Origin of the sequence: Flavobacterium degerlachei (genome assembly GCF_900106645.1) — a bacterium.
Lineage (GTDB): Bacteria > Bacteroidota > Bacteroidia > Flavobacteriales > Flavobacteriaceae > Flavobacterium > Flavobacterium degerlachei.
The window spans coordinates 126957-139946 of record NZ_FNMV01000008.1 but is presented as its reverse complement, the minus strand read 5'-3'; the positions used below and the strand labels follow the sequence as shown (position 1 = coordinate 139946).

Genomic DNA, 12990 nt, shown 5'->3' with positions numbered 1-12990 from the left:
TTATATGACATATATCATATTTTAATTAACATTCCTTTAGCACCTTTGCAATAGGTAAAATGAGCAAAATTATGGATACGCAAAACTGTTTCCATTGTGGGTTAGATATAATTAAAGTAGAGGAGATTGTTTTTGACGAAAAGAAATTTTGTTGCAACGGATGTAAAACCGTGTACGAAATTTTTAGTCTGAATGATTTGTCGTGCTATTATGATTTCGAAAAATCCCCTGGAGCAACTCCCCAAGACATACACGGTAAATATGATTTTTTAGACAATGAGAGCATCAGTTCAAAGCTATTGGAATTTCAAGAGGATACAACCGCTATTGTTTCACTTAGTATTCCTCACATTCATTGTAGTTCGTGTATTTGGATTCTGGAAAATTTACAGCGTCTTCAAAAAGGAATAAGCTCTTCTCAAGTAAATTTCCCGAATAAGAAAGTCAGAATTACATATAATCCCGAATTGGTTTCTATCAAAACGATCGTCTATTTACTAAGTTCTATTGGTTACGAGCCGTACATTAGTTTGGAGAATTATGAAACTGGAACAGCGAATGTCGATAGAAGTCTAACCTATAAACTAGGCGTAGCTTTCTTTTGTTTTGGAAATATTATGTTGCTTTCCTTTCCTGAATATTTTGAAGTGAATGAATATTGGCTAGATACTTACAAGCCTTTTTTTAGATGGTTGATTTTTGTTATCTCATTGCCAGCGTTCTTTTATTCTGCTAATGGTTATTATATTTCAGCTTATAAGAGCATCAAATCAGGTATGCTGAATATTGATATTCCAATCGCATTGGGGATTATTGTAATGTTTGTTAGAAGTACCATAGATATTGTTTTTGATTACGGTTCTGGTTTTTTTGATAGTTTAACGGGCTTGATTTTCTTTATGCTACTTGGAAAAATGTTCCAAATCAAGACCTATAGTTTTTTGAGTTTCGAAAGGGACTTTAAATCTTATTTTCCAATAGCCATTACCCGAATTAATAGCGATGCCTCAGAAGAGAGTGTTCCTGTTTATGATATTCAAAAAGGAGATCGACTACTCATTAGAAACCAGGAATTAATACCCGTAGATGGTATTTTAATTAGTGAAAGCGCTTCAATAGACTACAGTTTTGTAACTGGTGAAGCGATTCCGATAACCAAAAAATCGGGAGATAAAATATTTGCTGGAGGAAAACAAATAGGAAAAGTTATCGATATGGAGGTGTTGCATTCTGTGTCACAAAGTTACTTAACACAGTTGTGGAGTAATGATGTTTTTCAAAAAGATGTGGAACAAAAACACAAAAACATCACCGATACGATCAGTCGTTATTTTACTCCAATTTTACTGTTGATTGCTTTCGCATCATTCGCATATTGGATTTTTATTGATACAGTTACGGCTTTTAATGTTTTTACATCGATATTAATTGTTGCCTGTCCTTGCGCCCTGGCGTTGACCGCTCCTTTCACTATGGGTAATGTATTACGGATTTTAGGAAAACAGAAATTTTATCTCAAGAACGCCTTGGTCATTGAGCAATTGGCGAAAGTGGACACGATAGTTTTCGATAAAACGGGGACAATCACGACCAACAAGAAATCAAGTATTTCCTATGAAGGCACTCCGCTTTCTGGCGAGAACTTAATTCTTGTCAAAAATTTGCTACGGGCATCTAATCATCCCTTGAGCAGAATGCTGTATGATTTTTTGCCAGAATGCAAAAGAATGAAAATTACTGACTTTGAAGAAATCACCGGAAAAGGGATTCAGGCTACTATTGATGGAAAGCATCTTAAAATTGGCTCTGCTTTTTTTGTTGAAAAAGTAGAAGAAAGTGCTGTGATGCAAACATCAGTTCATATTAAGATTGATGGAGTTTATTATGGGAAATATATATTCAATAATCAATACAGAGAAGGCCTGGACAGTCTTTTTAGGAGTTTGAAAGGAGATTACCAAATCAAAGTGCTGTCTGGTGATAATGACGGAGAGAAAACGACTTTAGAGAATATTTTACCCAAAGGAACTGAATTGGTATTTAATCAAAAGCCAGAACAGAAGCTTGAATTCATCAAGAAACTACAGGACGAGGGAAAGAATGTCATGATGGTTGGAGACGGTTTGAATGATGCTGGTGCATTGGCGCAAAGCAATATCGGGATATCAATTTCAGAAAACGTCAATGTTTTCTCGCCTGCTTGTGACGCCATTCTGGAGGCCAACGAATTTCAAAAATTGCATTATTTTTTAAAGCTTTCGAAAAAAGCGATGAAAACAATCAAGATGAGTTTTGCAATATCGCTGATTTATAATGTTGTAGGATTATCATTTGCAATCACGGGGCATTTAATGCCTTTGGTTGCAGCTATAATAATGCCGCTAAGTACCATCACTATAGTAAGTTTTGTAACGGTAATGAGTAATTATTATGCAAAAAGCCTAAAGTAATTTAACAATAAATTTAACAAATAATTAGTAAGTATGATAAATGTCATATTTTTAGAAAGGGAAGCAAGTTAACTTTGCGTAGACAAATTAGAGGTATGAGTGTCATTTATTTATTAATTTCCATCAGTATAATAATCGCTATTGGCTTTTTTATTGCTTTTATACGAGCAGTGAAAACAGGTCAGTATGACGATGATTATACGCCATCCGTCAGAATGCTTTTTGACGATGAGCTCAAAGTTGAGAATCCAAAACCAAAACAAATAACAGAAGAAAAACAAAATTAATTATGGAAATGCAACAATTTTATTACGATAACAAAATTGTAAAGAAATTCATTTACGCTACCATCATTTTTGGTGTAGTGGGAATGTCAGTAGGGCTATTAGTAGCTTTCTTTTATCTTTTTCCTAACCTAACAGACGGAATTGCGTGGTTAAGTTATGGTAGACTTAGACCTTTACATACCAATGCGGTTATTTTTGCCTTTGTAGGTAATGCTTTTTTTGCGGGTATGTATTATTCGATGCAGCGACTGCTAAAGGCAAGGATGTATAGTGATTTTTTAAGTAATCTTCATTTCTGGGGTTGGCAGTTAATTATAGTTGCTGCAGCAATTACATTGCCGCTAGGGTATAGCTCTTCAAAAGAGTATGCTGAATTAGAATGGCCTATCGATATTGCTATAACTATAATTTGGGTGGTTATGGGGATCAACATGATTGGAACTATGATAAAAAGAAGAGAGCGACATTTATATGTTGCGATATGGTTTTATTTGGCCACTTTTGTTACAATAGCTGTTCTACATATTTTTAATAATTTAGAATTACCTGTTTCACTTTGGAAGAGCTATTCTGTTTACGCAGGTGTTCAGGATGCCTTAGTGCAATGGTGGTATGGACATAATGCAGTTGCATTTTTCTTAACAACTCCTTTTTTAGGGTTGATGTATTATTATGTTCCAAAGGCAGCTAATCGTCCTGTGTATTCTTATCGATTGTCTATTGTTCACTTTTGGTCATTGATTTTTATTTATATCTGGGCTGGTCCACATCATTTACTATATTCTGCTTTGCCTAACTGGGCACAAAATTTAGGAGTAGTATTCTCAATCATGTTATTAGCTCCTTCTTGGGGTGGGATGATTAATGGTTTGCTAACTTTAAGAGGTGCTTGGGATAAAGTACGTGTTGATCCTGTTTTGAAATTCTTTGTTGTAGCAATTACAGGTTATGGAATGGCTACTTTTGAAGGGCCAATGCTATCTCTTAAAAATGTAAATGCAATTGCGCATTATACAGATTGGATTATTGCACACGTTCACGTAGGTACTTTAGCTTGGAACGGATTTATGACTTTTGGTATGATTTATTGGTTAATACCAAGAATGACTAAAAGTAAATTATTCTCTATTAAACTAGCTAATTTCCATTTTTGGATAGGAACGTTGGGGATTATATTATATTGTCTTCCAATGTATGTAGCGGGATTTCTGCAAGCTTCTATGTGGAAACAATTTAATCCAGACGGAACATTAACATATGGTAATTTCCTTGAAACTGTTACGCAAATTATGCCAATGTATTGGATGAGAGCTATTGGTGGTTCTCTTTATCTAATTGGAATGTTAGTACTAGTATATAATATTGTTCAAACCATAAGATTTGGTTCTAGTATTGAAGATGAATTAGCAGAAGCTCCAGCTTTAGTAAGAATAAGTAAAGGAAGAGTTAAAGGAGAAAAATTTCACCCATGGTTAGAAAGAAAACCTATTCAGTTAACCATTTTAGCAACAATTGCTATATTAATTGGTGGTGTTATTCAAATCGTGCCTACAATTATGATCAAATCTAATATTCCAACTATTGCTAGTGTAAAACCATATACACCATTAGAATTAGAAGGACGTGATTTATACATTCGTGAAGGATGTGTGGGTTGTCACTCGCAATCTGTTCGACCTTTCCGTAGTGAAGTAGAACGTTATGGACCACAGTCTAAAGCAGGTGAATTTGTTTACGATCACCCATTCCTTTGGGGTTCAAAACGTACAGGTCCAGATTTATTAAGAGAAGGTGGTAAATACAATGACAGCTGGCATTTTAATCACTTCTGGAGTCCACAAAGTATCTCTGCAGGTTCAATTATGCCTGGGTACAAATGGTTATTTGATAATAAACCAATGGATATTTCTTTGACACAAAGAAAAATGAAAGCTATGGTTACACTAGGGGTTCCTTATTCTGATGCCGAAGTTGCAAACGGACTTAAGACTTTAAGAGCACAAGCCTTGAAAATTGAAGAGAACTTGAAAGGTGATCCTGACTTTGTAAAAAGTTATAATGAAAGTAAGAAAAAAGCTGAAGCTAGAGGAGAAACATTCGTTCCAATGAATGAAAGAGAAATTGTAGCTTTAATAGCCTACATACAAAGATTAGGAACTGATATTAAAGTAAAAGATAATACTAAAAACTAAAAGTCATGTTTGAACAAATTAAACACAACATGGAGACTATTTCGGGTGTCGAGATATATCCAATACTGTCACTGTTAATTTTCTTCTCCTTTTTTGTGGGACTTGCATTTTGGGTTTTTTCCTATAAAAAGGAAAAGATTGATGAACTGAGTCAAATGCCATTGAACGATAATTAATAGTATAATTTCAAAATAATTAAAATGAAAAAATTAATTCCAGCATATGTCAGAGTACCGGTAATTTTCTTCATCATCGTTGGTGCAATGGAATATTTTATCGACTCAGGCGATCGAGCAGCATTTATAAAATATCCTATGGTTTCGGTGTTTTTATTCGTATTTCTATTTCTTTTGATAGCTATCGAAATTACCATTAGCGCCGTTGATAACATAACTTATCAATTGCTTAGCGATGAGGAAAAAGCAAGAAAGGTTGACGTATCTACTTCAGATATCCGAGATAGAGAATGGTATAAAAGAATGATGAAACTGCTGACCAAGGCAGAACCTATAGAAAACGAGGAGAACTTATTGTTAGATCATGATTACGATGGAATCAAGGAACTAGATAATAATTTACCTCCATGGTGGGTGTATTTATTCTATGGTTGTATTGTTTTTGCCGCGGTTTATTTGGTTCGTTTTGAAGTTATGGATGGTGACAACCAGGAAATGGAATTGAAGAAAGAGATGGCGCAAGCCAAAATTGATGTGGCAGAATATATGAAAACGGCTCCAGATTTAATGGATGAGAAAACCGTTGTTTTACTAACGGAACCAGCTGATTTGGCAGAAGGGAAAGTGATTTTTACTACTAATTGTGCGGCGTGTCACAGAGCTGATGCGGGAGGACAAATTGGGCCAAACTTGACAGATGATCATTGGATTCTGGGAGGTGGTATTAAAAATATTTTCCATACTCTAGTTAATGGAGGTCGTGATGGTAAAGGAATGATTGCCTGGAAGGGGACACTTAAACCAAAAGAAATGCAGAAAGTGGCAAGTTATATTCTGTCTTTAAAAGGCAGTAATCCAGTAGATCCAAAAGCACCAGACGGTGAAATATGGGTTGAGGAAGCCGCAGCTGAACCTGCAGCAAAATAATCATAGAATGAATTTAGCATATGTGTCAAGTAGTATTTTAAGTTTCTATTTATGCCTATTTTTATTAATACATTATATGTTCTAATTTGTCTTATAAGGTTTTGAAAAAAAACAAATATGATTTATATGTTTAAAAACATCAAGTAAAATGTCAAAATTACCAGACGAAGCATTTAGAGATACCATTGGTACCATCGATGAAGAAGGAAACAGAAAATTCATATTCCCTAAAAAACCTTCGGGTAAATTCTATGAATATAGAAAGTGGGTTAGTTATTTTTTATTGATTATCCTGATTGCAAATCCTTTTATAAAGGTGAATGGCAATCAGTTCATGATGTTTAACATATTAGAACGCCGATTTAATATTTTCGGATTTCCATTCTGGCCGCAAGATTTTTATATTTTCGTACTGTTTATGATAGTAGGAGTGGTATTTGTTATCTTGTTTACAGTTATTTTTGGGAGGATATTTTGCGGTTGGATTTGTCCACAAACTATTTTCTTAGAGATGGTTTTTCGTAGAATTGAATACTGGATAGAAGGAGACAGAGGGGCACAAATTAGGCTGTCAAAACAGGAGTGGAATTCCGAAAAGATTAGAAAGAAAGGGTTTAAATGGACTATTTTCCTGTTAATATCTTTTGTTATTGCTAATGTTTTCCTAGCCTACCTTATTAGTAGTGATGAATTGATTAGGATGATTGAAGATGGGCCAGCCACTCATATGAGTACATTAATTGCTTTATCTATTTTTACAGGAGTTTTCTATTTTATTTTTGCTTGGTTTAGAGAACAGGTTTGTATTATTGCTTGTCCTTACGGAAGGTTACAAGGTGTTCTATTGGACAATAAATCCATAAATGTTGCTTATGACTTTGTTCGTGGCGAAAAAGAAACAGGTAGAGCTAAGTTTAACAAGCAGGAAGATAGAGAAAGTACCGGAAAGGGGGATTGTATTGACTGTAAACAATGCGTAAATGTATGCCCAACAGGAATTGATATTCGAAATGGAACACAATTAGAATGTGTTAACTGCACCGCTTGTATTGATGAATGTGACGTGATAATGGAAAGTGTAGGACTGCCTAAAGGGTTGATTCGATATGCGTCTGAAGACGAAATAGAGAAAAAAGCTCCGTTCAAGTTCACAGCTAGAATGAAAGGCTACACCGCAATCTTAGCTATATTAGTTGGAATTCTTATCGGACTATTATTCTTGCGTACGGATGTTGAGGCGACTATTTTACGATTACCAGGTCAGCTTTATCAGCATAAAGGAGATAATATTAGTAATGTTTTTACTTATAAAATTATTAATAAAACAAATAATGATTTTAAAGACATTCACTTTAAATTGGTGGGGATAAAAGGGACATTAAATGTCGTGGGTAGTCAAACGCTTACAGTACCTAAACAGGGGATGAATAGCGGAACTTTATTTATAGAAATAAATCAATATTTGTTACAGAGTGAAAAAACGAAACTCAAAATTGAACTTTACGATGGAAATAAAAAAATAGAAACGAGTATTACTAGTTTTTTAAGTCCACGAAGTTTTGATTGATGAAATGTTAAATGAAGTTTAAAAACTTCTAAAAAAATAGGATTATGAAAATCAATTGGGGAGGCGGAATCGTCATAGCAATTGCATTGTTTATGGGTTTCATTTTATATTTTGTTATCAAAGTACAAGTGAATCCAAAATATGATAATGATTTAGTTGTCGAGGAATATTACAAGCATGACGCTGTTTTTGGAGAAGAAATGGAAAGAGTTCAGAATGCAAAGAATTTAACTAAAAAACCAGTTATACAGCAGACTGCTGAAGGAATTACGATTGTTTTTCCTGAGGCTTATACTTCAAATAAAATAAAAGGAAAAGTGTCCCTTTATAGACCGTCTAACAAAAAATTAGACTTCGAAATTCCTATTTCGTTATCTAATCCATCTTTGCTCATACCTAAATCAAATTTGGTAGGCGGTCGCTGGGACATTAATATGGAATGGCAGTACGACGGAAAACAATATTTGACCAAGGATACTTTTTATATTAATTAGTACTCAAGTCACAATTTCAGTACTATAAAGTACACCGTTTGGCTTTATGCACTTCAACTTTCAGACTTTAAGAAATGTTATATACAGCGTTTATTTTCGGTTTAATAAGCAGTTTTCATTGCATAGGGATGTGTGGTCCTATTGCTATGATGTTGCCTGTAGACAGAAATAACCCTGCAAAAAAAGTAACTCAAATTTTAACTTACCATCTAGGTAGATTAACTGCTTATGGGACTATTGGTCTCATTTTTGGTTTGGTCGGGAAAGGATTTTTTATGGCTGGAGTACAGCAAAAACTATCCATCTTCATTGGGGTCGCCATGATTGCAGTAATCTTGATTCCAGAGAATATATTTTCAAAGTACAATTTTTCAAAACCAATGTTTAAATTGATTTCTAAAATCAAATCAACGTTAGGGAGTCAATTTAAAAACAAAAGTTATAAATCATTGTTTATCATAGGTTTACTCAATGGAATTTTGCCATGTGGGATGGTTTATGTAGCTTTGTTTGGAGCGATTGCCATGCAAAGCGAAAGCTTGGGAGTATTGTATATGGTTTTATTTGGATTAGGAACCGTTCCTATGATGAGTAGCGTAATCTATATCAATTCTTTTTTGACTGTTCCTGTTCGAAATAGGATTCAAAAGGTCATTCCGTATGTAGCTGTTTTAATTGGGGTGCTGTTTATATTAAGAGGATTAGGTTTAGGGATTCCGTATGTTTCCCCTTCTAATATGAGTTTGTTTGTGCAGGAAACCCCAAATTGTCATTAATTTATTTGTTATTATTTTTAATATAAATTCAATCAACATGGAAAGACACGATTTATTACACGAGTTTCCTGAATACGAGGAAAAAATTCATAAATTTAAAGTTGAAGATCCCCATTTTAGAAAGCTCTTTGACGAATACCACGAATTAGAACACGAAATTCATCGTGTAAATACTGATATTGAGGTAGTCACTGATGAACATGCCCATGAGTTAAAAGCTAAGTTGCTGTTTATCAAAGATGAATTATACGGTATTTTAACAAAGGACGAATAAACACAGTTGGTTCTAATTGAATCATTATCCTTTGTTTGATTTAAAAAAATTACCGCAAATTAGCAAATTAGTTATACTGCAATAGTATTATTAATTTGCGAATTTGCGATTTTTATTTATTTTTAACTTAATAGAGAATTACTTTCTTGCTTAATAAGGAGGTTACTATATTATCATGGAAAACAGTTCGGTTTCTGGGGCTTTACGTTTTAAATGCAGGTCAAATGCCATACAGATATTACGAATGTGAGGTTTGCCGCTTTCTGTAACCTGAATAGAGTTGTTCGCAATTAATAAAAGTCCATCTTTTTCCATTTCTTGTAACTGAGTCAGTACTTCAGGGATTTCTTCAAAATAATCCTGTTTATTTTCCCATGAAGTTTCAAATTGGCACATAATATTCAGGATGTGTTTTCTAATGACTAGGTCTTCATCGGTAAGTAAATGGCCTCTGAAAATGGGTAACTTGTCCCATTCTAATACTTGGTAATAATCTTCAATATTCTTTTCGTTTTGTGCAAAACTGTACCAACTGTCGCTAATGGAAGAAACTCCTAGTCCTATCATTAATTGCGTTTTTGAGGAACTATATCCCATAAAATTACGATGTAATTCACCATTTTTAAAAGCGTCGTAGAGACTATCGGTTTCTAATGCAAAATGATCCATTCCTACTTCATAATAGCCGTTATCAAGCAATAACTCTTTGCCTATCTGGTACAGCATTTTTTTCTCTAGGTCTTTAGGGATATCATCGTCCTTAAAGCCACGTTGACCATTACCTTTTATCCATGGAACATGAGCGTAGCTATAAAAAGCCAAGCGGTCTGGTTGGAGCGATTTTGTTTTTTCTATAGTGTCTATGACATCTTCTATCTCTTGGAAAGGGAGTCCAAAAATAATATCATGACCTATGGAAGTATAACCAATTTCTCTGGCCCAAAACGTGACTTTTGCCACATTATGAAACGGTTGTTCTCGATGGATTGCTTTTTGTACTTTTTCGGAATAATCTTGAACGCCAAAACTAACTCTCCTGAAACCCAAATCGTACAGTTTTTTTAAATGTTCGTGCGTAGTGTTGTTAGGATGACCTTCAAAGCTGAATTCATAATCTTTGGCTTTGGTGGCATAGCAAAAAATGCCATTTATTAAATCCTCCAGGTTTTTTGGAGAGAAAAAAGTCGGAGTTCCTCCACCTAAATGAATTTCCTTTATTTGTGGCTTTTCGCCTAATATCTTACAGTATAATATCCATTCTTTTAAAACAGCTGCAATGTAGGGGTGCTCTACACTATGATTTTTAGTGATGCGCTTGTTGCAACCACAAAAAGTGCAAAGACTTTCACAAAATGGCAGGTGAATGTAGAGACTGATGCCTTCTTTCGAATTGGTTTCAACAAAAGTTTTCTTTAAGCTATCTATCCAATTTTGATATAAAAAATCGGCTTCATTCCAGTAAGGCACAGTGGGATAACTGGTATATCTTGGTCCAGGAACATTGTATTTTTGAATCAACGAATTTTTCATAAGATATAGATTTTTCAATAATCAAAATTAACTGTATTTATGAAAAGTTAAAATGATAATTATCATGCTCTTATGTTTTTTTGGCATAAAAAAACCTCATTCTATCGCTAGAATGAGGTTTATGATGTATCAGTTTAAAAAATTATTCTTGTTTTAGATTCCTTAGTTGTTTTAGCTTTTCCTTCCAAGTATCAAGGCTTTCTTTATGAATAGCTATATTTTTTCTAACCTCTAGAACAATCGAATTTTCTTTCTTTGCATTACGTGTATTGGTAAAAAACTGAATGTTATTCTCCAATTGATTAATTTCATTTCGAACCTCTTCAATTTTACGCATGATGAAAATCTTTTCATTCTCTAGTTTTCTGGAGTCGTTATTTTCAGAAAGACTGTCCATTCTATTAGCGAAACGAATCATGTCAGTATCTTTCTTGCTCAAACTCAATTTGTCAAAAAGTGCGTCAAGAATTTTATTGAACTTCCCTTCAATATGTCTTCTTGGGAAAGGAACTTTTCCGAAGTTTTTCCAAGTTTCGATATGTAGTTTTATGGCATCTAAATCTGTTTTGTGATCTCCAGTTAATTGGTAAGCACGTAAAGTATCAAGGTATAATTTTTTATTGTCAAAGGCAGCAATTTCTTCTGCACTGTCTTCGTCCTTGTGTTCCTTTAATTTGTCAAAATAATGATTACAAGCCTCCTTGAATTCCTTCCAGATTTTATCAGAATATTTTCTTGGTACATGACCTATTTGTTTCCACTCATCTTGAATTCGCTTCATGATAGGAGTAGTCACTGCAAAATCAGTGCTTTCTTGTAGTTCTTGTGCTTTCGCAACAAGAGCATTTTTCTTGGCTAAGTTTTCATTTTGCTCTTTTTTAATTTCTTTGTAGAAAGAGTTTTTAAAAGAGTTAAAGTTTCTAACAGCCGTTTTAAAAGCAGCCCAAGTTTCCTCGTTTACATCTGAAGGTACTTTACCTGCAGAGAAGAACGCGGTTCTTAGTGCTTCCACTTTTTCAATTTGCTGAAGCCATTGGGAATGAGCATTTACTTTTACCGTCGCCAAAACTTCAATATCAGCAATAATTGCTTTTTTCTTTTCTAAATTTTCAAGTTCAGTACCTCTTAATTTTTCAAACAAAACCTCGCGCTTATCGTGCATTTGTTTTGTAAGATCACTAAATTGGTTCCAGATAATATCGCGATTTTCTCTTGAAACTGGTCCTATGTCCTCTTTCCAGATTCTGTGTAAGTCTTGTAATTCTCTGAAAGCCTTATTTACGTCAGCCTCGTTAATCAATTCCTCAACACGGGAAACAATTTTTTGTTTTTGTTCCAGATTGTGTTTGAAGTCTAGGTCTCTGGCCTCTCTGTCTAGATGCAAATAATCATAGAAGTTCTCTACATGAAAATGATAGTTATTCCAGACATGATTGTATTTGTCTTTTGGAATTGGTCCTGCATTTTTCCATCGTTCTCTTAAATCATTAAAATGCTTTAAGGTATCCTTGATGTTTTCCTGGGGATTAATTAGTTCTTTCAATTCCTCAACAATAGCTAATCTATTTTCTAAATTAGTTTTCAAGTTAGTTTGTAAACTCTTGAAATGGGTATTTCTATTATCTCTAAAAAGAGAATAAACTTGGTCAAATTTTGTTTTTAAAGGAGAGTGATATTGAAAATCTTCCGTTGCATCAGGGTTTTCAGTATGGTATTCTTCTTTTTTCTCTTCGATAAAGTGATTGTATTTTGCTAAAAATGCTTTTTTGATCTCTTCGACATGCTCTTTGATTGACATTACTTTTCCTGTAGAAATTAAAGCATCTAGCTCATCCACAAGCGCCTCCATTGATAAAGTATCATAATCTTGCATCGGAATCTCATGACGCTCCTTTAAGGTTTCGTCTTCGCTTTCCTCTGCATTTGAATCATCAATTGAGTTTAATGCTTTTTGATTTTGATTTTCAATTGCAGCAACAGTTTCTGTAGCTTCCTCTTCTGTTGAAACAGGGGTGTCATTGGCTTCAGCTTCAGTGATTTCAGGTTTTGAAGTCTCTGTAATTGACGGCATTTCCGCAATTGTTGAATCGTCTTGAGTTGATTCAATTGAATCAGTCGTTAAATTTCCATCTGCTTCTTGCAGGTTATCATTCTTTTCTTCTAACATTATTGAAATGTTTAAGGTTTCTACTTTAATCGAATCCGAAAGATAGTGAAGGAGTATTGAATTACAAAATAAATCGTTTATTTAGAGCCGTTTTATGTTAAAATTTTGTTTTTTTTGAAGCAATTTCCTGCTATTCGCTGTATCTTTTTT

Annotated in this window: 11 protein-coding genes; 9 read left to right on the top strand and 2 right to left on the bottom strand. The window is 34.0% G+C overall.

Going from position 1 to position 12990, the window contains the following annotated elements; translation table 11 throughout:
- Positions 1-71 precede the first annotated feature (71 nt).
- The 9 genes from BLV91_RS09750 to BLV91_RS09710 all read left to right on the top strand — a co-directional run bounded on the left by BLV91_RS09750 (position 72) and on the right by BLV91_RS09710 (position 9143).
- Positions 72-2450, top strand: a complete 2379-nt coding sequence (locus BLV91_RS09750; protein WP_091432395.1) for a heavy metal translocating P-type ATPase — start codon at positions 72-74, stop codon at positions 2448-2450.
- Between the two features lie 95 nt (positions 2451-2545).
- Entirely contained in the window at positions 2546-2737 is a 192-nt protein-coding gene (gene ccoS, locus BLV91_RS09745) for a cbb3-type cytochrome oxidase assembly protein CcoS (RefSeq protein WP_091432391.1), read from the top strand.
- 2 nt (positions 2738-2739) lie between these two features.
- The gene (gene ccoN, locus BLV91_RS09740; RefSeq protein ID WP_091432387.1) at positions 2740-4929 is read left to right on the top strand and encodes a cytochrome-c oxidase, cbb3-type subunit I; all 2190 of its coding nucleotides are present in this window, start codon (positions 2740-2742) and stop codon (positions 4927-4929) included.
- 5 nt (positions 4930-4934) lie between these two features.
- On the top strand, positions 4935-5105 hold the full coding sequence (locus tag BLV91_RS09735) for a CcoQ/FixQ family Cbb3-type cytochrome c oxidase assembly chaperone (protein ID WP_091432383.1): 171 nt from the start codon (positions 4935-4937) through the stop codon (positions 5103-5105).
- A gap of 24 nt (positions 5106-5129) precedes the next feature.
- Complete coding sequence (locus tag BLV91_RS09730) at positions 5130-6032, top strand: cbb3-type cytochrome c oxidase N-terminal domain-containing protein (RefSeq protein ID WP_091432380.1); 903 nt, start codon at positions 5130-5132, stop codon at positions 6030-6032.
- Positions 6033-6180: 148 nt separating this feature from the next.
- Complete coding sequence (gene ccoG / locus BLV91_RS09725; RefSeq protein WP_091432377.1) at positions 6181-7599, top strand: cytochrome c oxidase accessory protein CcoG; 1419 nt, start codon at positions 6181-6183, stop codon at positions 7597-7599.
- A gap of 44 nt (positions 7600-7643) precedes the next feature.
- A complete protein-coding gene (locus BLV91_RS09720; protein WP_091432374.1) occupies positions 7644-8093 on the top strand; it encodes a FixH family protein in 450 nt (149 codons plus the stop codon).
- A 74-nt stretch (positions 8094-8167) separates the two neighbouring features.
- Positions 8168-8869 (top strand): sulfite exporter TauE/SafE family protein, encoded by a 702-nt coding sequence (locus BLV91_RS09715; protein ID WP_091432371.1) that lies wholly within the window; start codon positions 8168-8170, stop codon positions 8867-8869.
- A 37-nt stretch (positions 8870-8906) separates the two neighbouring features.
- The gene (locus BLV91_RS09710; protein ID WP_091432368.1) at positions 8907-9143 is read left to right on the top strand and encodes an HP1242/YdcH family protein; all 237 of its coding nucleotides are present in this window, start codon (positions 8907-8909) and stop codon (positions 9141-9143) included.
- 165 nt (positions 9144-9308) lie between these two features.
- Here the strand turns inward: BLV91_RS09710 and hemN are convergent, their stop codons facing one another.
- Both hemN and BLV91_RS09700 read right to left on the bottom strand, forming a co-directional pair.
- Positions 9309-10673 (bottom strand): oxygen-independent coproporphyrinogen III oxidase, encoded by a 1365-nt coding sequence (gene hemN / locus BLV91_RS09705; RefSeq protein ID WP_091432365.1) that lies wholly within the window; start codon positions 10671-10673, stop codon positions 9309-9311.
- A 142-nt stretch (positions 10674-10815) separates the two neighbouring features.
- The gene (locus tag BLV91_RS09700) at positions 10816-12840 is read right to left on the bottom strand and encodes a DUF349 domain-containing protein (RefSeq protein ID WP_091432362.1); all 2025 of its coding nucleotides are present in this window, start codon (positions 12838-12840) and stop codon (positions 10816-10818) included.
- Between the last annotated feature and the right edge of the window lie 150 nt (positions 12841-12990).

Coding starts and splice junctions, on each gene's coding strand:
- ccoG (WP_091432377.1), top strand. CDS start 6,181: ATGTCAAAATTACCAGACGAAGCATTTAGAGATACCATTGGTACCATC.
- BLV91_RS09710 (WP_091432368.1), top strand. CDS start 8,907: ATGGAAAGACACGATTTATTACACGAGTTTCCTGAATACGAGGAAAAA.
- BLV91_RS09700 (WP_091432362.1), bottom strand. CDS start 12,840: ATGTTAGAAGAAAAGAATGATAACCTGCAAGAAGCAGATGGAAATTTA.
- BLV91_RS09730 (WP_091432380.1), top strand. CDS start 5,130: ATGAAAAAATTAATTCCAGCATATGTCAGAGTACCGGTAATTTTCTTC.
- ccoS (WP_091432391.1), top strand. CDS start 2,546: ATGAGTGTCATTTATTTATTAATTTCCATCAGTATAATAATCGCTATT.
- BLV91_RS09735 (WP_091432383.1), top strand. CDS start 4,935: ATGTTTGAACAAATTAAACACAACATGGAGACTATTTCGGGTGTCGAG.
- ccoN (WP_091432387.1), top strand. CDS start 2,740: ATGGAAATGCAACAATTTTATTACGATAACAAAATTGTAAAGAAATTC.
- BLV91_RS09720 (WP_091432374.1), top strand. CDS start 7,644: ATGAAAATCAATTGGGGAGGCGGAATCGTCATAGCAATTGCATTGTTT.
- BLV91_RS09750 (WP_091432395.1), top strand. CDS start 72: ATGGATACGCAAAACTGTTTCCATTGTGGGTTAGATATAATTAAAGTA.
- hemN (WP_091432365.1), bottom strand. CDS start 10,673: ATGAAAAATTCGTTGATTCAAAAATACAATGTTCCTGGACCAAGATAT.
- BLV91_RS09715 (WP_091432371.1), top strand. CDS start 8,168: ATGTTATATACAGCGTTTATTTTCGGTTTAATAAGCAGTTTTCATTGC.